This window comes from Marinovum sp., from assembly GCF_048263515.1.
Classification (GTDB): domain Bacteria; phylum Pseudomonadota; class Alphaproteobacteria; order Rhodobacterales; family Rhodobacteraceae; genus Marinovum.
Genome location: NZ_JBLXEC010000009.1, coordinates 61519 through 81492, shown reverse-complemented (window position 1 = coordinate 81492; position 19974 = coordinate 61519). Strand labels below are relative to the sequence as shown.

Annotated in this window: 17 protein-coding genes; 6 read left to right on the top strand and 11 right to left on the bottom strand. The window is 64.4% G+C overall.

The features are described from left to right. Nucleotides 1–7 precede the first annotated feature (7 nt). From ACN0SE_RS10610 to ACN0SE_RS10595, 4 genes are all read left to right on the top strand, one after another. Nucleotides 8–685: a type 1 glutamine amidotransferase gene (locus tag ACN0SE_RS10610; RefSeq protein WP_417524489.1), complete on the top strand. Its 678-nt coding sequence runs from the start codon at nt 8–10 to the stop codon at nt 683–685. Then, a complete protein-coding gene (locus ACN0SE_RS10605) occupies nt 682–2040 on the top strand; it encodes a glutamine synthetase family protein (RefSeq protein ID WP_417524488.1) in 1359 nt (452 codons plus the stop codon). The genes ACN0SE_RS10610 and ACN0SE_RS10605 overlap by 4 nt, the downstream gene beginning before the upstream one ends. Before the next feature lie 83 nt (nt 2041–2123). Next, nucleotides 2124–3419: an NAD(P)/FAD-dependent oxidoreductase gene (locus tag ACN0SE_RS10600; protein WP_417524487.1), complete on the top strand. Its 1296-nt coding sequence runs from the start codon at nt 2124–2126 to the stop codon at nt 3417–3419. A gap of 102 nt (nt 3420–3521) precedes the next feature. Further along, nucleotides 3522–4721 (top strand): DegT/DnrJ/EryC1/StrS family aminotransferase, encoded by a 1200-nt coding sequence (locus ACN0SE_RS10595; protein WP_417524486.1) that lies wholly within the window; start codon nt 3522–3524, stop codon nt 4719–4721. Between the two features lie 67 nt (nt 4722–4788). Here ACN0SE_RS10595 and phaR read toward each other — a convergent pair whose 3' ends face one another. The 4 genes from phaR to ACN0SE_RS10575 form a co-directional block, all read right to left on the bottom strand. Beyond that, nucleotides 4789–5334: a polyhydroxyalkanoate synthesis repressor PhaR gene (gene phaR / locus ACN0SE_RS10590; RefSeq protein WP_417524485.1), complete on the bottom strand. Its 546-nt coding sequence runs from the start codon at nt 5332–5334 to the stop codon at nt 4789–4791. 120 nt (nt 5335–5454) lie between these two features. Continuing rightward, nucleotides 5455–6411 carry an HlyD family secretion protein gene (locus ACN0SE_RS10585; protein ID WP_417524484.1) on the bottom strand — a complete coding sequence of 319 codons (957 nt, stop codon included), beginning with the start codon at nt 6409–6411 and terminating at the stop codon, nt 5455–5457. Between the two features lie 196 nt (nt 6412–6607). Further along, complete coding sequence (locus ACN0SE_RS10580; protein WP_417524554.1) at nt 6608–7063, bottom strand: phasin family protein; 456 nt, start codon at nt 7061–7063, stop codon at nt 6608–6610. 133 nt (nt 7064–7196) lie between these two features. Next, the gene (locus ACN0SE_RS10575) at nt 7197–8990 is read right to left on the bottom strand and encodes a PHA/PHB synthase family protein (RefSeq protein WP_417524483.1); all 1794 of its coding nucleotides are present in this window, start codon (nt 8988–8990) and stop codon (nt 7197–7199) included. A gap of 115 nt (nt 8991–9105) precedes the next feature. Here ACN0SE_RS10575 and phaZ point away from each other — a divergent pair, with 115 nt between their 5' ends. Continuing rightward, nucleotides 9106–10368, top strand: coding sequence for a polyhydroxyalkanoate depolymerase (gene phaZ / locus ACN0SE_RS10570; protein ID WP_417524482.1), 1263 nt, complete (start codon nt 9106–9108; stop codon nt 10366–10368). Between the two features lie 576 nt (nt 10369–10944). Here the strand turns inward: phaZ and ACN0SE_RS10565 are convergent. The 3 genes from ACN0SE_RS10565 to ACN0SE_RS10555 all read right to left on the bottom strand — a co-directional run bounded on the left by ACN0SE_RS10565 (nt 10945) and on the right by ACN0SE_RS10555 (nt 14219). Continuing rightward, entirely contained in the window at nt 10945–11919 is a 975-nt protein-coding gene (locus tag ACN0SE_RS10565; RefSeq protein ID WP_417524481.1) for a Gfo/Idh/MocA family protein, read from the bottom strand. A 116-nt stretch (nt 11920–12035) separates the two neighbouring features. Continuing rightward, nucleotides 12036–12932 (bottom strand): RNA polymerase sigma factor RpoH, encoded by an 897-nt coding sequence (gene rpoH / locus ACN0SE_RS10560; protein WP_417524480.1) that lies wholly within the window; start codon nt 12930–12932, stop codon nt 12036–12038. Nucleotides 12933–13199: 267 nt separating this feature from the next. Then, nucleotides 13200–14219: an RluA family pseudouridine synthase gene (locus ACN0SE_RS10555; protein WP_417524479.1), complete on the bottom strand. Its 1020-nt coding sequence runs from the start codon at nt 14217–14219 to the stop codon at nt 13200–13202. Between ACN0SE_RS10555 and ACN0SE_RS10550 the strand changes: the two genes are divergently transcribed. Then, nucleotides 14218–14547 carry a DUF6476 family protein gene (locus ACN0SE_RS10550; RefSeq protein WP_417524478.1) on the top strand — a complete coding sequence of 110 codons (330 nt, stop codon included), beginning with the start codon at nt 14218–14220 and terminating at the stop codon, nt 14545–14547. The genes ACN0SE_RS10555 and ACN0SE_RS10550 overlap by 2 nt on opposite strands. Before the next feature lie 42 nt (nt 14548–14589). Here ACN0SE_RS10550 and ACN0SE_RS10545 read toward each other — a convergent pair whose 3' ends face one another. The 4 genes from ACN0SE_RS10545 to ACN0SE_RS10530 all read right to left on the bottom strand — a co-directional run bounded on the left by ACN0SE_RS10545 (nt 14590) and on the right by ACN0SE_RS10530 (nt 19822). After that, on the bottom strand, nt 14590–14970 hold the full coding sequence (locus ACN0SE_RS10545; RefSeq protein ID WP_417524477.1) for a DUF4112 domain-containing protein: 381 nt from the start codon (nt 14968–14970) through the stop codon (nt 14590–14592). 301 nt (nt 14971–15271) lie between these two features. Next, on the bottom strand, nt 15272–15946 hold the full coding sequence (locus ACN0SE_RS10540; protein ID WP_417524476.1) for an exopolysaccharide biosynthesis protein: 675 nt from the start codon (nt 15944–15946) through the stop codon (nt 15272–15274). Nucleotides 15947–16039: 93 nt separating this feature from the next. Beyond that, on the bottom strand, nt 16040–18499 hold the full coding sequence (gene secD / locus ACN0SE_RS10535; protein WP_417524475.1) for a protein translocase subunit SecD: 2460 nt from the start codon (nt 18497–18499) through the stop codon (nt 16040–16042). 402 nt (nt 18500–18901) lie between these two features. Next, nucleotides 18902–19822, bottom strand: a complete 921-nt coding sequence (locus ACN0SE_RS10530; RefSeq protein ID WP_417524474.1) for a calcium/sodium antiporter — start codon at nt 19820–19822, stop codon at nt 18902–18904. Between the last annotated feature and the right edge of the window lie 152 nt (nt 19823–19974).

Genomic DNA, 19974 nt, shown 5'->3' with positions numbered 1-19974 from the left:
GTGACCTATGAAGATCGGCATCCTCACCACCGGGCACAGGCCCGAGGCGCTGCCTGACCACAAGACTTACCCCGACATGTTCCGCGATCTGCTGGACGGACAGGGATTTGACTTTGACAGCTATGCCGTCGTCGATGGCGTCTTTCCGGACAGCGTAAAGGACGCCGACGGCTGGCTGATCACCGGGTCGAAGCACGGTGCCTACGAGGACCTGCCCTGGATCGCGCCGCTCGAGGCGCTGATCCGCGAGGCCTATGCGGCGGACATCCCGATGGTGGGCATCTGCTTCGGCCACCAGATCATTGCCCAGGCCCTGGGCGGCCGGGTCGAGAAATACATCGGTGGCTGGTCGGTGGGCCGGGTGAAATATGACTTCGGCGGCGAGACCTTGCCGCTGCACGCCTGGCACCAGGACCAGGTGACCGAACGGCCCGAGGCGGCCGAGGTGATCGCCAGCACCGATTTCTGCGCCAATGCCGGGCTGGTCTATGGCCGCAAGGCGTTTTCCGTGCAGCCGCATCCGGAGTTCACCGCCGAGTTCATCACCGGGTTGATGGAGGCCCGTGGCGAGGTGCTGCCGCCCGAACAGCTCGAGGCGGCGCGCGCCTCTGTCGGGGCGCCGGTGGCCAATGACACGCTGGCCCGGATGATCGGCCAGTTCTTTCGCGACAGGAGCTTCGCATGACCGACTGGATCACCCAGACCCCCGCGGCGGCGCAGGCCTATCTCGAGGGGCGCAGGCTCGATGAAGTGGAATGCGTGATCTCGGACCTGCCGGGCATCGCCCGTGGCAAGGCGGTGCCGGCCAGCAAGTTCGCGCGGCAATCGCATTTCTTCCTGCCCGACTCGATCTTCTATCAGACGATCACCGGCGGCTGGGGCGAGGCGGCGGGCGCCGATGGCTTCATCGAGCGCGACATGATCCTCAGGCCCGACATGTCGACCGCCACCGCCGCGCCCTGGACCGGTGACTGGACGCTGCAGGTGATCCACGACGCCTTTGACCGTGAGGGCGTGCCGATCCCGGCCTCGCCCCGCAACGTGCTGAAACGGGTGATGGACCTCTATCACGCGCGCGGCTGGAAGCCGGTGGTGGCGCCGGAGATGGAGTTCTTTCTCGTCGCCCGCAACATCGACCCGGCCAAGAGCATCGAGCCGATGATGGGCCGCTCGGGCCGGCCCGCCGCCGCGCGGCAGGCCTATTCGATGACCGCGGTGGACGAATTCGGCCCGGTGATCGACGACATCTACGATTTTGCCGAGGCCCAGGGCTTCGAGATCGACGGCATCACCCAGGAGGGCGGCGCCGGTCAGTTGGAGATCAACCTGCGCCACGGCAACCCGGTCAAGCTGGCCGACGAGGTGTTCTACTTCAAGCGGCTGATCCGCGAGGCGGCGCTGCGGCACGACTGCTTTGCCACCTTCATGGCCAAGCCGATCGCCGACGAGCCGGGCAGCGCGATGCATATCCACCACTCGGTGCTCGACCTCGAGAACGGGCGCAACATCTTTTCCGACGATGAGGGCGGCGAGACCGAGGCCTTCGCGCATTTCATCGGCGGCTTGCAGCGCTATCTGCCCTCGGCCATCGCGGTGATGGCGCCCTACGTGAATTCCTATCGCCGCTACGTGCGCGACCATGCGGCGCCGATCAACCTGGAATGGGCGCGCGACAACCGCACCACCGGCATCCGCATCCCGATCTCGTCGCCGAAAGCCCGTCGGGTGGAGAACCGCATCGGCGGCATGGACTGCAACCCCTATCTCGGCATCGCGGCCTCGCTCGCCTGTGGCTATCTCGGGCTGGTCAACCAGGTCACGCCGGGGGCGCAGTTTTCCGGTGACGCCTATGAGGGCGAGCCTGACGTGCCGCAGGTTCTGGGCTCGGCGCTGGACCTGTTTGACGAGGCGGTGGAGCTGCACGAGGTGCTGGGGCCGGAATTTGCCAGGGTCTACGGCATCGTCAAGCGGACGGAATACGAGGAATTCCTGCAGGTGATCTCTCCCTGGGAGCGTGAGCACCTGTTGCTGAACGTGTGAGGGTTGGGGGGCTCTGCCCCCCGTCGCCATGGGCGACTCCCCCCGAGGGTATTTGTGAACAGAAGAAGCAGGGGGGTGGGTTCATGAACCTGCTGTTTTCCAATGATCGGGCTGGGGAATACCCCGCAAGCTGGTATGCGGCGACGACCGAGTTTCTGCCGCGGTTCGCGCCGTTGCGCGGTGAGGTCACGGCCGATGTCTGTATCGTCGGCGCGGGCTATACCGGGTTGTCGGCGGCGCTGGAGCTGGCCGGGGCCGGCCGGCGCGTGGTGGTGCTGGAGGCGCACCGGGTGGGCTTTGGCGCCTCGGGGCGCAATGGCGGGCAGCTGGGATCGGGGCAGAGGGTCGACCAGCAGGGGCTGGAGGCGCTGGTCGGGCGCGCGGATGCGGCGAAATACTGGCAGCTGGGCGAAGATGCCAAGGGGTTGGTCAAGCGGCTGGTGGCTGAGCACGGGATCGACTGTCACCTGAAGCCGGGGGTGGCCTGGACCGGTTCGACCCGGGCGCAGGTGGCGGATTTGCAGGGCTACGTGGCTTTCCTGCAGGAGCGCTATGGCTATGCCCATGCCGAGGCGCTGGACGAAGCGGCCTGCCGGGCGCTTTGCCCGTCGCCGGAGTACAAGGGCGGGATGATCGACCGGGACGCGGCGCATCTGCATCCGCTGCGGCTGGCGGTGGGGCTGGCAAAGGCGGCCTCCGAGGCAGGTGCGGTGATCCATGAGGGGTCTTATGTGCACCATGTCGAACCGGGGCTGGTGCGGACCGGTGAGGGCCGGGTCAAGGCCGATCACGTGATCCTGGCAGGCAACGGCTATCTCGGCACGCTTGATCGCAAGGTGCGGGCCAGGGTGATGCCGATCAACAATTTCATCGTCGCCACCGAGCCGCTGGGCGCGCGTGCGGCGCAGGTGCTGACCGAGGATGTGGCGGTGGCCGACAGCCGTTTCGTGGTGAACTACTTCCGGCTGAGCCATGACAAGCGGCTGCTGTTCGGCGGGGGCGAGAGCTATGGCTATCGCTTCCCCAAGGATATTGCCGCCAAGGTGCGGCGGCCGATGCTGGAGGTCTTTCCGCAGCTCAAGGACGTGAAGATCGACTATGCCTGGGGCGGCACCCTGGCGATCACCATGAAGCGGCTGCCGTACCTGGCGCAGGTGGCGCCCGGCGTGCTCTCGGCCTCGGGCTATTCCGGGCATGGCGTGGGCACGGCGACCCATGCGGGCTGGCTGATGGCGCGGGCGATCATGGGCGAACAGGAGGGGTTCGAGACCATGTCCGCCCTGCCCGCCCCGGCCTTTCCCGGCGGCGGCATGATGCGCACGCCGCTGCTGACGCTGGCGATGTCCTGGTTTGCCCTGCGCGACCGGCTGGGCTTCTGACGTCACAATCCGCCGCCGATCCGGACCCGTTACGGAAATTTCACTTTTTTGCCCGATTGCTCTGTTTTACTTTTCTGGAAACCCGGATTAAGGAAAACGAAAATGAGCGCAGTGCAGGCCCCCAACGTTCATGACGCCGAGCCGATCCCCGAGGCCGCGCGGGCCGAGATCGACCGGTTGCTGCAAAGCGGCGACCTCTTCCGCTACACCGCGCCCGAGAACGCCCCAGTTTCGCTGCTCGAGGCCGAGTTTGCCGAGATGATGGGGGTGAACTTTGCCCTGGCGGTGTCGTCCTGCTCGGCGGCGCTGTTTCTCTCGCTCAAGGCGCTGGGCCTGCCGCGGGATGCGCGGGTGCTGATCCCGGCCTTCACCTTTGCCGCCGTGCCCTCGGCCGTGGTGCATGCGGACTGCCGGCCGGTGCTCTGCGAGGTGGGCGACGACTACCGGGTGAACCTCGACGATTTCGCGGCCAAGCTGGGGAGTGTCGAGGCGGTGATCATCAGCCATATGCGCGGCCATACCTCCGACATGGATGCGATCATGGCGCTCTGCCATGCGCGCGGCATTCCGGTGGTCGAGGACGCGGCGCATTCGCTGGGCACCACCTGGAATGGGCAGAAGATCGGCACCTTCGGGCGGATCGGCTGTTTCAGCTTTCAGAGCTACAAGATGATCAACGCCGGCGAAGGCGGCATCCTTGTGACCGACGATGCCGAACTGGTGGCCCGGGCGATCATCATGTCGGGCGCCTACGAGCACAACTGGAAGAAACACCCGGTGCTGCGCGATGTCTTTCCGGGGCTGCAGAACACCCTGCCGCTTTACAATCAACGCATGTCGAACCTCTCGGCGGCGGTGATCCGGCCGCAGCTGCCCTGTCTGGAACAGCGGGTGCGTGATGGCCGGGCGAACCACGATCATGTCGCCGCGCGGCTCAATACCAGCCCCTGGATGCGGGTGCCCGACCCTCTTCTGCCGGAGGAGCGCGCGCCGGATTCGATCCAGTTCAACCTCGAAGGCATGCGCGAGGACGAGCGGCGCAGCTTTGCCGAGGCGGCTGAGGCGATGGGCGTCAAGGTGCAGATCTTCGGGCTGTCGGCCGACAATGCGCGCGCCTTCTGGAACTGGAAGTTCGTGCCGGACCTGCCCGAGGATTTGCCGGCGACGCGGGCGATGCTGATGCGGGCCTGCGACGTGCGGCTGCCGGCGCGGCTGACCCGGGCGGAATGCGACTTCATCGCCGAGGCGCTGATTGCCGCCGCCGAGACGGTGATGGGCGAGACCCGGGCCTACGGCACCTGAGCCCCGGAAACGCAAAAGCCCCGCGGATGCCGCGGGGCCTGTGGTGTCCTGAGCCTTTGCTCGGGTTCTACTTGTCCAGCTTCGACAGCTTGGTCTGCAGCTCGGCAAGCTGCTTCTTGATGGCGTCGAGGTCTTCCTCGCCCTTCTCCTCGGTGCCGCCCTCGCGTTCGGGGCCCGACCATTGCGGGGTGATCCCGCCGGACATCGCCTTCATGAAGGCGTCCTGCTGGGCCTTCATCGCCTCGAAGCCAGGCATCTTGGCCATCGGGCTCATTTCCAGCATGCGGTTCTGGCCCTCGCGCAGCATCTCGAAGGACGCGGTCAGGAATTGCGGCACGACGCTTTGCGCTTGCGTGGTATAACTGCGCACCAGATCGGTGAGTACGCCCAGCGGCAAAACGTTCTCGCCGCGGCTTTCGTGTTCGGCGACGATCTGCAGCAGGTATTGACGGGTGAGGTCATCGCCGGATTTCAGATCCACGATCTGCACGTCACGGCCATCGCGGATGAAACCGGAGATATCTTCGAGCGTCACGTAGTCGCTGGTTTCGGTGTTGTAGAGCCTGCGGCTCGCATACCGCTTGATCAGAAGGGGTTTCGGTTTGTCCGCCACTTGGGCCGTCCTCCCGTGAGTTTCAGCGCTGCAGAAAAGCCTAGGCCAGTGTTTGCGAAAAGAAAAGCGTTGTGACGCCGCAAGCGCGAAAAACCTGCTGCTGCGCCGCAATGGCCGGGATCAGGCCGGATTAGCCAGGGTTTCGACCTCGACCGCCTCGTTGAGATAAAGCGCGCTGGCGCAGGCTTCGTCGACCTCGATCGAGGATTTGACGTATTGGTGCTCGAGGTCGGCCTCGGTGCCGATCCAGGTAAATGCACCGCCGCAGGCCTGGCCATTGATCCGCCCGATCCGCACCGGCGCGCCGATGGTCACGCCGGAGGATTGCTGCGCCACCAGCTGGTCGACGCGCACGAAGACCTCGACCGATTTCTTTTCGGGGGCGTAGATCTGCGCGGCCGAGGCCCCGGCCGAGACGCAATCGCCGACATTGGGCTCGAAGCCCAGGAGAACCCCGGCATAAGGCGCGCGCAATTCCAGCGCCGCATAGGCCACGTCCTGGGATTTGAGGTCGAGTTTGCCGATGTCGAGCGCGATCTCGGCGCGTTTCTTGGCCGAGATGGCGCTGGCCAGGGTTTCGCGCGCCTGGTCGGCGGCGAAATCGGCGTTCATCTTGCGGCTCTCGACGCCTTCCATGGTGCTTTCGTTGATCAGGCCGCGGCGGAACATCTGCTCGTTACGGGCAAACTCCTTGCCGACAAAGGCCAGCTCCTGGGCGCGGCGGGCGACGTTGGCCTCGGCGGCGTCGATGGCCAGCTGTTTCTCGGCCACCGCGGCCTCTAGATCGGCCACGCGCGCCTTGGCGGTTTCGAGCGCCAGTTCGGCATCCTGCGCGTCGAGCTTCACCAGCACCTGGCCGCTCTCGGCGACGCCGATGCGCCGCGCGCTGTCAGAGACCTCGACGATGCAGCCGCCGGCCTCGTAGGACAGGCCGGTGATCTCGCGCGCCACCACGGTGCCGGCAAAGGTGAAGGGCTGGAATTGGGGCGTCTCGGCCTGTTGCGCGCTGGCGCCGGCAGAGAGCAGGACAAGCGACAAGGCCCCTGCCCCGACCTGCGATCTTCCGAAAATTCCCATGGTGCGCCCTCCCGCCTGGTGTCGCGGCGATGGTGCGCAATGCGAAGGGCTCTGGCAAGGGTGGCGCAGGTCTGGCCGATCACCTTTTCGAAAAGAGACCGGCAGACAAAAAAAGACGGGCCCCGAAGGACCCGTCTTTGATGATGTCGTCGCGCATCAGGGGGGAGGAGACAACGCTGACGAAATCTCAACCAGCTTACTTCGCGGTTGCGGTCGCTTTCTTGGTCGCGGCGGTCGCGTCCGAAGTGGCTTTTTTCACGGCAGCCGAAGCTTCTTCCGAGAATTCCTTGCCGGCAGCCATCATCAGTTCAACGGTTTCCATTTGAACTTTCTTGGCGATTTCGGCGAAGGCAGCCACGTTTTCAGCAGCAACTTCAGCTTGAGCCGACGCGAAGTCGGTCATGGCTTTGGCGTAGTCGGCCGGCTCGGATTTGGCTTTGGACAGCTCGGCCAGTTTGGCGAGGGTGTCTTTGGTCCATTTCGAGGAGATCTCGGTCGACTTCGAAGCGGCTTCCAGAGCGACGTTCGAGAGTTTCTCGTTCAGGGTCGCCTGGGTCTTGAAGGCATCTTCCAGAGCGGAAGTGTCGACGGGGAATGCGCCCATCATGTCTTTCAGGAGGGCGGTGACGTCTTGTGCTTTTGCAGCGGCCATAATGATGATCCTTTGTTTCTGCGCAGTACGGGCCCACCCCGTTTTCTGCGTCTGCAAGGAATATAGCCGCTGCACCGCAGCATTTCAACAGTTTTATGCTGCGGTGCAGAAAAAAGCATAACCTTACGTAAATTCAGAGGCTTGCCTTCACCCGGACATAGTCTCCGGGGGCGTCACCAAGGGGCGGATGGTCGGAATCACCCGGTTCGCGTGCATCGACTTTCTTGCCCGCACGCGACTTGAGCCAGGATTCCCAGCGCGGCCACCAGGACCCCTGGTGGAATTCCGCGCCCTCCATCCAGGCCTCGGGGCTGTCGGGCAGCTCTTCGTTGACGTAGTGGCCGTACTTGTCCTTGGTGGGCGGATTGACGATGCCGGCGATGTGGCCCGACTGCCCGACGATGAAGGTGCGCGAGCGGCTGCCGGTCATCAGGAAGCCGCGGTAGCAATCCTTCCAGGGCGCGATGTGATCGGTCTCGGTGGCGATGGCACAGATCGGCACGGTCACGTCCTTGATCGACAGGGTCTCGCCCATCAGCTCGAAGTTGCCCTCGATCAGCTCGTTGCGCTGGCAGAGCCCGCGCAGGTACTGCATCACCATCTTGCCCGGCAGGCCCGACCCGTCGCCGTTCCAGTAGAGAAGGTCAAAGGCCGGCGGCGTGTCGCCCATCATGTAGCTGCGGATCGCCGGCTGATAGATCAGGTCGTTCGAGCGCAGGAACGACATCGTCCGCCCCATGATGAAGGAGCGCAGGATGCCGTGCTGGTCGACCTCGGCCTCGATCCCGTCGACGAAATCGTCCTGCAGGAAGGGGGTGAATTCGCCCTGATCCGAGAAATCGGTCAGCGTGGTGAAGAAGGTCGCCGACTTGATCGACTTGTCGCCGCGCTTCTTGAGCAGCGCCAGAACCAGGTTCAGCGTGGTGCCGGCGATGCAATAGCCGATGGCGTTGACCTGCTTGACCTTGCAGATCTTCTTGGTCTCTTCGATCGCGGTCAGGTAACCGTGCTCGACGTATTCCTCCATGCCGATGTCGGCATAGGAACGGTCGGGGTTCACCCAGCTGACGACGAAGAGCGTATAGCCTTGGTCGACGACCCACTTGATGAAGCTGTTCTTCTCTTTCAGGTCGAGAATGTAGAACTTGTTGATCCAGGGCGGAAAGAGCACCACCGGGATCTCGTGCACTTGTTCGGTGCTGGGGCTGTACTGGATCAGCTCCATCATCTTGTTGCGGAACACCACCTTGCCCGGCGAGGTGGCGATATTGCCGCCAACCTCGAAGGCCTCGGTATCGGCGAGCCGCACCACCAGTTCACCGTCGTTGGCCTCGAGATCGGCCACCAGGTTCTCGAGCCCCTTGACGACAGAGTCGCCCTCGGTCTCGATCGCCTTCATCAGCGCATCGGGGTTGGTGGCAAAGAAGTTGGTCGGCGCCATCATGTCGACGATCTGCTGGCTGAAGTAGCGCAGCCGCTTCTTTTCCTTCTCGTCGATGTCCTCGATGTCTTCCACGGCCTGTTTGATGGCCTCGGAATTGATCATGTACTGCTGCTTGATGAAGTTGAAATAGGGGTTGGTCTTCCACACCGGGTTCGAGAACCGCTTGTCATCCGGAGTCGTGTCTTCCGGGGCCGCAAGCTTGCCCTGGGCCAGCAGCTGCTGGGCTTCGACCATGTGCTTGAGCGACTTGCCCCAGTACTCGACCTGGTGCTCGAGGATCTTGGTCGGGTTCTGCACCCATTCCTGCCAATAGGCGGTTGCTGCGCGCGCAAAAAGCTCTGACTCGGGCGCAGCAATTTGAGGATTCGGCGGCTTGCGGCGCGTCAGGGCCTTGGCCAGACGCTGCGTCAAGTGATCAATTTTGGCAATATTTTCGTCTAGATGAGCAATATTATTACTCGACTTGGTCTCTTCGATTGTCATCTCAACGAATCCTCTTTAATCTTGCAGTCGCAGCATTAGGTCGCTTTGTTGGAGGGGTCAAAGCGACAAAACAACAGGGCGCAGCAGGGCCCCAACAGCTCCGGAGCACACGCAGATGCGTTACATGGTCACCTACGATATGATGGAAACCCTTCGGAACACGAACCAGTGGCTCGGGGCGACGGCAGAGGCGATGGCCTCTTATCCGGCCTTTGCCATGTGGCCGAATCCGGGGATGACCTGGCTTGCCGCCTGGGGCTCGGTGACCGAACGCGCCTTTGAACGCATGGCGGTCAAGCCCGACTGGGGTATCCATTCGATCACCTGCGAAGACGGGCGCGATCACCTGGTCAACATCCGCACCGAGGTCAGCCGGCCGTTCGGCGATCTGATTCACTTCGAGGTGGCGGGCCGGACCCCGGCGCCGCGAAAGGTTCTGCTGGTTGCACCAATGTCCGGACACTATGCCACGCTCCTCCGCTCGACAGTTCGGTCCTTGCTCCCTGATTGTGAAGTCTATGTCACCGATTGGCACAATGCACGTGATATTCCCGTGTCGGAGGGCAAGTTCGACGTCGAGGATTACACCCTCTACCTGGTGGAATACATGCGCCACCTCGGCCCCGACACCCATGTGATCGCGGTCTGCCAGCCGGCACCGCTGACGCTGGCCGCCACCGCCTATCTGGCCGAGGAAGACCCCGAGGCGCAGCCGCGTTCGCTGACGCTGATCGGCGGGCCGATCGACCCCGACGCCACCCCCACCGACGTGACCGACTTCGGCCGCCGGGTGACCATGGGCCAGCTCGAACAGTCGATGATCCAGCAGGTCGGCTTCAAGTACTCGGGCGTTGGCCGCAAGGTCTATCCCGGTCTGCTGCAACTGACCTCCTTCATCTCGATGAACGCCGACCGCCATTCCAAGGCCTTTGTCGACCAGATCGGCCGCGTCGCCCGGGGCGAGGCTTCGGACCACGACGCGCACAACCGGTTTTACGACGAATACCTGGCTGTCATGGACATGCCGGCCGAGTTCTACCTGACCACGGTCGAGCGGATCTTCAAGAACCGCGAGATTGCCAAGAACGAGTTCACCGTCGCCGGCAAGAAGGTCGACATCGGCAAGATCACCACCGTCGCGGTCAAGACCGTCGAAGGCGGCAAGGACGACATCTCGGCCCCCGGCCAATGCATCGCGGCGCTCGATCTCTGCACCGGCCTGCCCGACAGCAAGAAGGCCAGCCACCTCGAGCCCGGCGCCGGCCACTACGGCATCTTCGCCGGCAAGTCCTGGCGCAACAACATCCGTCCGCTGGTGCTGAGTTTCATCGACGCCAACAGCGGCATGCCCAAGACGCCCAGCATCCGCGCGGTATAACGCGCGGGGGCGAAATGCCCGAAATGGACTTCGTTCAGCCGCCGTAGGGTGGGTTTCCAACCCACCGCCACCCAACCGCCAACCGAAGCGACGAGCCGCGCATCGCCGATCCGCGGGGTGGCGATCCGGCCGAAGTTCGGCAAAATTTTATCCCCGCCAATCCCGGAGAACCTCCGAGCGACGCGCCTAAGGTAGCCAAATCGCCGCCCCGGGGGGGCGGGTCGGCCCCTCTCGGCAGATTTGGCAGAGCCAAATCTCCTGCCGGGCAACGGATGCGCGGCGGCCTGACGGCCGCTGTTAACGCGCAGTGCCCAGCTTTCACACACGTCGTAGGGTGGGTTTCCAACCCACCGCTACCCGACCTCGACGTAGCGCAAAAAGCCGCGCGTCGCCGACCCGCGGGGTGGCGGTCCGACCGAAGTTCGGCAAAACTTTATCCCCGCCAAATCCGGAGAATCTCCGAGCGAAGCGCCCACGCATACCAAATCGCCGCCCCTGGGGGCGGGTCGGCGATGCGCGGCGGCCTGACGGCCGCTGTTAACGCGCAGGGCGCGGTCGCGCGAGGGTAAAAGCCCCCTACCCCCGCGCCTTCTCGAACACCTTATCAATCATCACCTGCGTCCCGCGCGAGAACTCCAGCGGGCACGGATAGGCCGCCCCGTCCAGAACGCTCGCGTTGAAGTTCTCGACCTGGCAGACATACTGGTTCACCCCCGGCCAGCGCCAGGTCACCGCTTCCATCCCGGCGCGCTCCAAGGTCACCTCGGCCTGGTCAAACACCGCCGCGTTGAACGGCGCCTTGACGGTGATCACGCCCTGATCGCCCTGGATCGCCACGTATTGCCGCCCCGCCATGCGCATCGAGTTCACCCCGGAGAAGTGGAACGACGGAAAGCGCGCGGTGACATGCGACCAGACGTCGACGCCCTCTTCCCAGCGCATCTCGGCCGAGAGGATCGCCTCGGGCTCTTCGCCGGTCACGTAGCGCGCGGTGCCATAGGTGTAGACGCCGATGTCAGGGATGGCACCGCCGCCGGTGTCGGCGCGGTTGCGGATATTGCCGGTGTCGGCGCGGTTGTTGTAGGAAAACACCGTGTCCCAGAGCATCAGCTCGCCGATCTCGCCGGCCTGCACCAGCTCTCGCACCTTCTGCCAGCGCGGGTGATGCACCACCATGTAGGCCTCGGCCGCCACCAGCCCGGTCTCGTCGCGCAGCGCGATGACGCTGTCGAATTCGTTGGCACTCATCGCCAGCGGCTTTTCCACCAGCACATGCTTGCCGGCGCGCAGGGCCTTTTCGGTCCATTCCACATGCAGGTGATTGGGCAACGGGATATAGACCGCATCCACCGCATCGCTGGCCAGCAGCGCGTCGTAATCGCCGAACACCGCGATTTCCGGCGTCAGTTCCTGAAAGGGAACGGCCTTCTCGGCGCTCGAGGTCGCCAGCGCCGCCAGCCGGCCGCGCCGCGCGGTCTGAAGCGCCGGGGCCATGTGCTTGCGGGCGAAATTCGCCGCCCCCAGGATGCCCCAACGAACGTGATCTGCCATGGTCTGTCCTCCGCTAGACTGTTGGCGCCAACATCGCCAAAAGCGGACCGGCCGTCAAAGCGAAAGGCCGGGGTTTCCCCCGGCCTTTTCATTCCGTGCAGGTGATCCGACCCAGCTCAGGCCTGGGCCATCATGCCCTGCTTCTTGGCCAGTTCCTTCATCCGCTTCTGCAGCTTCTCGAAGGCGCGCACCTCGATCTGGCGGATGCGTTCGCGGCTGACGTCATATTGCCCCGAGAGATCCTCGAGCGTGACCGTCTGGTCCGACAGCCGGCGCTGGGTCAGGATGTCCTTCTCGCGGTCGTTGAGCACATCCATCGCTTCGGCCAGCATCGCCCGGCGGGCCTGCAGCTCGTCGCGTTCCTCGTAGTCGGCGGCCTGGTCGGCGTCTTCATCCTCGAGCCAGTCCTGCCATTGCATCGTGCCCTCGCCTTCCGAGCCGACGGTGGCATTGAGCGAGGCATCGCCGCCCGACAGGCGCCGGTTCATGCTGATGACCTCCTGTTCGGTCACCCCCAGATCGGTGGCGATCTGTGCCACGTTGTCGGGGTGCATGTCGCCGTCTTCCAGCGCGCCGATCTTGGCCTTGGCCTTGCGCAGGTTGAAGAACAGCTTCTTCTGCGCCGAGGTGGTGCCCAGCTTGACCAGCGACCAGGACCGCAGGATGTACTCCTGGATCGCGGCGCGGATCCACCACATCGCATAGGTCGCAAGGCGGAAGCCTTTTTCGGGATCGAAGCGTTTGACCGCCTGCATCAGGCCGACATTGGCCTCGGAGATGACCTCGGCCTGGGGAAGGCCGTAGCCGCGATAGCCCATGGCGATCTTGGCCGCGAGCCGCAGGTGCGAGGTGACCATCTTGTGCGCCGCCTCGGTGTCCTGCTCCTCGACCCAGCGCTTGGCCAGCATGTATTCCTCTTCCGGCTCGAGCAGCGGGAATTTGCGGATCTCCTGCAGATAGCGCGACAGCCCGCCTTCTGGCGTCGGCGCCGGGAGATTTGCGTAGTTAGCCATGTCCGTCCCCTCCAATGTTTAGGACTTTAACATTCCATATGGTGTGGAAATCGGGCCTTTCAAGAGCACATATCCACCTTGCCTACGATAATTGTACCGATCCGTTCAGATTGAAAGCGCCATGTCATCGGATCACAGGCATGTGCACTTCACGACAAAACCTGTCATAAACCCGTGAATAATCGGTGTCTATGTGCACAAATGCACAGAGCCTGCGGAACCGACCGCGGCCAGGGTGCGTCTTCGCAGCGAAAATGTTTCAGCCGGTCAGCCGCGCAAGGCGGCGAGCAGCGATTCCATGTCCTCCGGCAGCGGCGCGGTGAAGCTCAGCTGTTCTTCGGTGACCGGGTGGACAAAGCCCAGGGTCTCGGCATGCAGCGCCTGACGCGGAAAGGCCTGCACCGCCTCCTGCGCCGCTGGCGACAGTGCGCCCTTGGCGATCTTGCGCTTGCCGCCATAGGTGGCGTCGCCGATCAGCCCGTGGCCGGCGTGGGCCATGTGAACGCGAATCTGATGGGTGCGCCCGGTCTCGAGCCGGCATTCCATCAGCGCCGCCGCTGGCGGCTGGCCGAACCGTTCCACCACCCGCGCCCGCGTCACCGCGTGGCGGCCGGTGTCAAAGAACACCGCCTGTTTCTGCCGGTCGGTGCGGTGGCGGGCGAGCCGCGTGGTGATCTTGAGCACGTTGCCCGGCTCGAAGCTGATGCCGCGCAACCCCCGCAGCCGCGGATCGGCGGCATCGGGCAGACCGAAGACAACCGCCTTGTAGGCGCGCTCGGCGGTGTGTTTCTCGAACTGCAGCGCGAGGCCATGGTGCGCCGCGTCATCCTTGGCCACCACCAGCACACCCGAAGTGTCCTTGTCGATCCGGTGCACGATGCCCGGCCGCTTCATGCCGCCGACGCCAGAGAGCGTGTCGCCGCAGTGGTGCAGCAGCGCGTTGACCAGCGTGCCCGAAGGCGTGCCCGGCGCGGGATGAACCACCATGCCGACGGGCTTGTTGACCACGATCAGGTGCGCGTCCTCGTAGAGAACCTCGAGCGGGATGTCCTCTGGCAGGATGTGGCTCTCTTCCGCCTCTTCCAGCGTGATCGCCACCTCGGCACCCTCGTCGACCCTGGCCTTGGGGTTCACCTCGACCACGCCATCCAGCCGCACCGCGCCGCTTTCCAGGAGCCGTGCCAACCGGGTGCGCGACAGCGCCGCCTCCTCTGGCACATCGCGGGCTAAGGCCTTATCAAGGCGGCCGGGCGGATTGGCGCCGATGGTGAAACGGAGTTCCGGCATGGATGACCCTTCTGAAACGCAGGCGGAGCTGCCCGAGCCGGCCAACCTGCGCTTTCTGCGCTTGCTGGTCACGGTGCTGACGGGCGTGATGATTGCCGGGGTCATACTGATCATCGCGCTGATTGTCATCCGCTTCCGCGACCCCGGCCCGCAGGTGCCCGAAGACCTGAGCCTGCCCGCCGGCGTCAGCGCCGAGGCGGTGACCTTCGGCACCGGCTGGGTGGCGGTGGTGACCCAAGACGACCGCATCCTGATCTTCGACCGGGTGACCGGGCGGATGACGCAGCAGGTGACGATTTCGGCTCCCGCCCCTGCGGTGACGGAATAACATTACGGAAAATGCTGGCGCGTCCAGATTAACCGCTGGCGTTCAGACGCCCCGCACCTGCGGATCATCCCGCTCCAGTTCGCGGCGCAGCAAGGCAACGTTGCGCCGATTGGCCTTGAAGAACACGTCGAACAGGTCGCCCACCACCGGAATGGCACCGACAGTCAAGTCGATCCCGGCATTTACCGCCATCTTCGTCATGGTCCGCTTGCGCGCCCCCATCTGGTAGCCGCGATAAAGCAGATAGGCCGCGGGCCCCGCCGTCACCAGATCACCGACACCGGGGATCAACCCCAGAATACCGTCCAGACCAAAGCGAATGGAGGTGCCCGGCACGCGGAACTTGCTGTCGAGCAGGGTCGACAGGCGGTCAAGGTCCTGCAGCATCTTCTGCCGGTCCGGCGCGGGGCGGGCTGTCGTCATGGTGTCGGGCATCTGCGTCACGGCGAATCCTTCAGGGCTCGAGGGGCTGGTGAAGGAACGCCCTCGCCCGCTTCCGGTTCCGCGCCTGAGGTGACGTCAGGGCAAACGGCGAGGCAAGGCCTTGGCCCGGCTTGGAAAGGAGCGGACGATTTGCAGTGTAGAAATCCCGCAGGAACGACAAAGTCACCGCAGGGGCAGCGGTTCGGTCTTCTCTCGCAAACTGTCGGTTTGAACCCATGCTACCAGCTGGCATGCAAGCACCCTGCACGCCCTCTGCACATTTCGGCTTTATGCAATGCGCCTATGAGCCGATCGCGGACTGGAGGAGGAAAACAGCAGCCTTAATCATCCCGAAAATGATACCCGATACGGCCCCGATTCCGACGAGGCCCAGAAAGGTTCCGGCTATCGCCGCAGCGCCGTCGCGCTCGAGAATAGCCAGCGGCAGGATTGCGATGGCCAAACCTGGAATCGAGTTTCCGAACGGAATTGGCAGGAACAGGATCAAAGCGAGAATGAACACCAGACAACCGATCGCCCGCTCCCTGCGCCCTCTCACCAACCAGGTGAGCCGTGGCCCGACCAGTCGCTCCACACGTCGCATCCAAGGCAGGCCCCGCGAAATCGTTTTGGAGAAGTCGCCGTGCCGGAAGGAACGCCGGCGCATGACCTCCGGCAGCCAAGGCTCTTCACGTCCACGCATCAGCTGCCAGGAGAGAAAAAGCAGCGGGGCACCGAGCACTGCGGAGATACCAGGAATCGCAATGGGCAATGCGACAGGAATTGCGAAGATGAAGAGCAGCGCACCGTAGGCTCGGTTCCCGAACCCATCGATAAGGTGCCCGAGAGACATCCGTTCCTCAGGTGTTGCTGGGGCATCTGCGATCTCTTGGAGTATGTCAGACAGTCGTCGCGGGATGCGAAAGCCGTCAGTATGAATCGGGCATTTGTCCAAAAGGGGATCGGGGGCTTTCATTGGCGGGAGCATGACCTGTCTCATGTGAGAATGTAATCTGAGGGCCGTAAGAAGAAATGCGCTAGGATTGTTCCGTCATACGGCGCGCCTTTATTAACCTGCCTGCGGTAGAGATCGGCCGCTCGTCGCGGCCGGACTGCGCGCGGCGAGCCAGGCCAGCACCGGTCCAGACACGAAAAGCGATGATCCGGTCGCGATCACCACGCCGGCGATCATCGGCCAGGCGAAGCCGGCAACCGCCGGCCCGCCCCAGATCGCCATCGGCAGCAGCGCGGCAAGCGTCGTGCCGGAGGTGAAGACGCAGCGCGCAAGTACCTGGTTCAGGCTGCGGTCGATCACATCCGCCAGCGGCGCGTCGTCGCCACAGAGGTGCTCGCGGATGCGATCATAGACCACCACCTTGTCGTTCACCGAATAACCGATCAGCGTCAACAGGGCGACGATGGTGGTCAGGTTCACCTCCCACCCCGTCACCGCGATGACGCCGAAGGTCTTGGTGACGTCGAGGATCAGCACCACGATGGCGCCGGCCGCGAAATGCCACTCGAACCGGACCCAGATATAGGCCAGCATCGCCAGCACCGCGAGCGAGAGGGCAATCAGTCCCGTCGTGGCCAGTTCGCTGCTTATCGTTGGACCGACGAGGTCGATCTGATCGAAGACCGCGCTTGGAACGGCCTGCGCCGCGGCCGCTTCCACCGCCGCGACCGTGGCCTGTCCGACCTCGCCTTGCACGCGGATCAGGGCCTCGTTCGGGTTGCCGAAGGCCTGCAGGCTCGCATCGCCTGGCAGCCCGGCGGCAAGGGCGGCGCGCAGATCGGCCAGGGGCACCGGCGCATCGGACCGCAGCACCATCTGCACACCCCCGGTGAAATCGATTCCGAGGTTCGGCCCAGGCCATACCAGCGCGCCCACCGCCGCCAGCGACAGCGCCGCCGAGACCGCCAGCGCGATCCGTCCCCGGCGCATGAACGAGAAGGTAGCGGGCGTGGGCACGCCGCCAACCAGCGGAGCGATGGCCAGCCGCGCGGGTTTGCGGCGGCGCACCAGCACCTCCATCATCATCCGCATCAACACCACTGCGGTGAACATCGAGATCACGATGCCGAGGCTCATGGTGATGGCAAAGCCGCGGATGGCCCCAGCGCCGAACATGAACAGCAGGAGCATCGCCAAAAGCGTGGTGATGTTGGCATCCAGGATCGTCGCCCAGGCCCGCGCATAGCCTTGCGTCAGCGCCTTGATGGCCGTGACGCCCTTCGCCGTTTCCTCACGGATGCGGCTGAAGATCAGGATGTTGCTGTCGACCGCGATCCCGAGGCAGAGGATGATGCCCGCGATCCCCGGAAGTGTCAGCGTTGCGCCCAGCACTCCGAGCGCGGTCAGCGTCAACATGACGTTCAGCCCGAGAATGCAACTGGCCAGCAGACCCCAGCCGCCATACAGCCCGACCATGACGGCGACGACCAGCGCAAGCCCCAGTGCGCCGGTGATCAGCCCGGCCCTGATGGAATCGGCACCCAATGCCGCGCCGACGCTGCGTTCCTCGATCACCTCCAATGAGGCGGGCAGTGCGCCCGAGGTCAGCAGAACCGCCAGGGTCTGCGCCTCTTCCACGGTGAAGTCACCGGTGATTTGTCCCTGACCGCCGGGAATGGCGGACTGGATCACCGGCGCGGTCAGCACCGCGCCATCGAGGACGACCGCAAAGCGCTGACCAATATTCGCCGCCGTGATCTCGGCGAAGGCCACCGCTCCTTGCCGGTCGAAGGCGAAAGTGACCATCGGGTGCCCGGCATCTGGGTCGAAGGCAGGAGCCGCCCGCTCCAATCGGTCGCCCGAGAGCGCCACCCGATCCTCGACCGGGATCGCCTCCGAGCCGTCTCTCAATTTCAGCATCGACACGCCCGGCCCCGGTCCGGGCGCGACCATCTGGAAGCTCATCTTCGCCGTGGAGCCGAGCAGTTCGCGAAGCTGTGCCGGATTCTCCACACCTGGCATCTGCACGAGGATCCGGTCCTCGCCGACCCGGCTGATGACGGGTTCCGACACGCCCACCTGGTCGACCCGGTGGCGGATCACCTCGAGGCTGCTGTCGGCGGCGGTCGTGGCGGCGCGGTCCAGCCCGGCCTGGGTCAGTTCCAGCCGCAAGACCCCGTCAGCCGCGTCCACCGTGAAATCGACTGGTGAGCCGGGTTGCATGGTCGCGCCTGCGATCCCCTTCATCGCCGCAAGCAGCGCGTCACTGGCAGGGGCCGAAAGCGTCCTTGCCACGATCCGGATTGCCGCCGGGTTCAAGTCAAGCGCGCGCATCTCGTCGGCGAGGGTGGAGCGCAGTTCCTCGAGCCGCGACACAGCGAGGTCCTCGCGATCCACGGCGAGCAGCAGATGCGCGCCGCCCTGGAGATCAAGACCCAACGACACGGACTGACTGGTCGCCCAGTCCGGCAGCGTGTTTCGGACGGTCGAGGGCAGAAAATTCGGGAGGGCCGTCGCAACTGCCAGAAGCAGCAGGACGATATAGGTCATCACGACCCATGCTGGTCGGCGCATGTTCAGTATCCATTCTTTCCTGAGAGTTCAGTCTGACGAGAAGACGTCAGGCCCCAGGCGGCCCACGGACCGAGGGCAGGATACGGATTGCGAGAGGCAGGACAGATGGGTGCAGCGCAGGCGTTACTGTTGTTTCGGTGCGATTTGGCCAAGCGCTTTCGGCAGAATCCAGAACCACGGTGTCACGCGACGTGTCGTCTGGTAGCTGCGCGCGCACCAAAAGCCGCTGTGTCGCGGCAACGCCCAAGGCCCGCTCGACCTTGCTCAGGGCAGCCGGACCGGCATTTGCCGCCATACCGCCCGCATGAGCCTGCGCCAGAGCGACCAGCACAAGCGCCAGCACAATGAGAAGACGCGACAGGATCGCTCCAGGCCGTCTCTCACCAAGCGTGGACGCGTTTGTCATCCCTGGGCAGCCCAGACATAGGCGACATAGCCCGCCAGCAACCCCACGCCGATCCCGCGCCCGATCACCGGGCGGGTCAGCAGCAGGGCCGTGAGAACCAGCGAGACGGCGATCATGACGGGCAGATCGAAGGTCAGGAACCGCGAGGCCACGGGGATCGGCGCGATCAGCGCGGTCACGCCCAGAATGCCGAGCACGTTGAAGATGTTCGAACCGACGATGTTGCCGATGGCGATCTCGGACTGGCGGCGAAAGGCGGCGATCAGCGACGTCGCCAGTTCCGGCAGCGATGTTCCGACGGCAACGATGGTCAGGCCGATGAACGCCTCGGAAATCCCGAAGCCGCGCGCGATATTCACCGCGCCATCAACAAGGAACCGAGCGCCCACCATGAGCGCGACAAGTCCGCCAATGACCCACAGTGTCGACACGAGCGCCGAGGCCGGAGCGGGCACGTCGACGTCCTCAGCCTCCATGTCGCCGGGCTGGCGGTAGGCCCAGACAAGGTAGGCCACCAGTCCGGCAACCAGCACGAGCCCTGCAGGTCGCCCCATCTGCGCCATGGCAAAGAAGGGCACAAGCACCAGCGCGGCCACCATCATGACGCCCGTGTCGCGCCGCAGCGTCGCCCCCGTGATCTTGATCGGCCAGACCAGCGCCGACAGGCCAATGATCAGCAGGATGTTGGCAATGTTGGAGCCCACGATATTGCCGAGCGCAATATCGGGCACCCCGCGCCAGGCGGCATCGACGGACACCAGAAGTTCGGGCGTCGAAGTGCCGAAGCCGACAACCGTCAGGCCGATCAGCAGCGGCGGGATCGCCATGCGCCGGGCGATGCCGGCACTGCCGCGCACCAGCGCCTCGCCGCCAAAGAACAGTCCGACCAAGCCACCAATCAGAAAGAGATAATCCACCGCAATCGCCCCTCGCAGGCAGTTGATCCGCCATCTGCGCAGACTTGCGTACTGAAAGGTTCGGCTACAAGGTGCCGTTGAAAATAATGTCGCTTGCGAAGTTGATCGATAGAAAAGAATCCTCGCGGGACCCCTTGCAGTCGCGCTATCTC

What these genes read in the sequence shown, in the direction of transcription:
- ACN0SE_RS10610 (WP_417524489.1), top strand. Translation starts at nt 8, where the DNA reads ATGAAGATCGGCATCCTCACCACCGGGCACAGGCCCGAGGCGCTGCCT.
- ACN0SE_RS10605 (WP_417524488.1), top strand. Translation starts at nt 682, where the DNA reads ATGACCGACTGGATCACCCAGACCCCCGCGGCGGCGCAGGCCTATCTC.
- ACN0SE_RS10600 (WP_417524487.1), top strand. Translation starts at nt 2,124, where the DNA reads ATGAACCTGCTGTTTTCCAATGATCGGGCTGGGGAATACCCCGCAAGC.
- ACN0SE_RS10595 (WP_417524486.1), top strand. Translation starts at nt 3,522, where the DNA reads ATGAGCGCAGTGCAGGCCCCCAACGTTCATGACGCCGAGCCGATCCCC.
- ACN0SE_RS10585 (WP_417524484.1), bottom strand. Translation starts at nt 6,411, where the DNA reads ATGGGAATTTTCGGAAGATCGCAGGTCGGGGCAGGGGCCTTGTCGCTT.
- ACN0SE_RS10580 (WP_417524554.1), bottom strand. Translation starts at nt 7,063, where the DNA reads ATGGCCGCTGCAAAAGCACAAGACGTCACCGCCCTCCTGAAAGACATG.
- ACN0SE_RS10575 (WP_417524483.1), bottom strand. Translation starts at nt 8,990, where the DNA reads ATGACAATCGAAGAGACCAAGTCGAGTAATAATATTGCTCATCTAGAC.
- phaZ (WP_417524482.1), top strand. Translation starts at nt 9,106, where the DNA reads ATGCGTTACATGGTCACCTACGATATGATGGAAACCCTTCGGAACACG.
- ACN0SE_RS10565 (WP_417524481.1), bottom strand. Translation starts at nt 11,919, where the DNA reads ATGGCAGATCACGTTCGTTGGGGCATCCTGGGGGCGGCGAATTTCGCC.
- rpoH (WP_417524480.1), bottom strand. Translation starts at nt 12,932, where the DNA reads ATGGCTAACTACGCAAATCTCCCGGCGCCGACGCCAGAAGGCGGGCTG.
- ACN0SE_RS10550 (WP_417524478.1), top strand. Translation starts at nt 14,218, where the DNA reads ATGGATGACCCTTCTGAAACGCAGGCGGAGCTGCCCGAGCCGGCCAAC.
- ACN0SE_RS10555 (WP_417524479.1), bottom strand. Translation starts at nt 14,219, where the DNA reads ATGCCGGAACTCCGTTTCACCATCGGCGCCAATCCGCCCGGCCGCCTT.
- ACN0SE_RS10545 (WP_417524477.1), bottom strand. Translation starts at nt 14,970, where the DNA reads ATGACGACAGCCCGCCCCGCGCCGGACCGGCAGAAGATGCTGCAGGAC.
- ACN0SE_RS10540 (WP_417524476.1), bottom strand. Translation starts at nt 15,946, where the DNA reads ATGAAAGCCCCCGATCCCCTTTTGGACAAATGCCCGATTCATACTGAC.
- secD (WP_417524475.1), bottom strand. Translation starts at nt 18,499, where the DNA reads ATGCGCCGACCAGCATGGGTCGTGATGACCTATATCGTCCTGCTGCTT.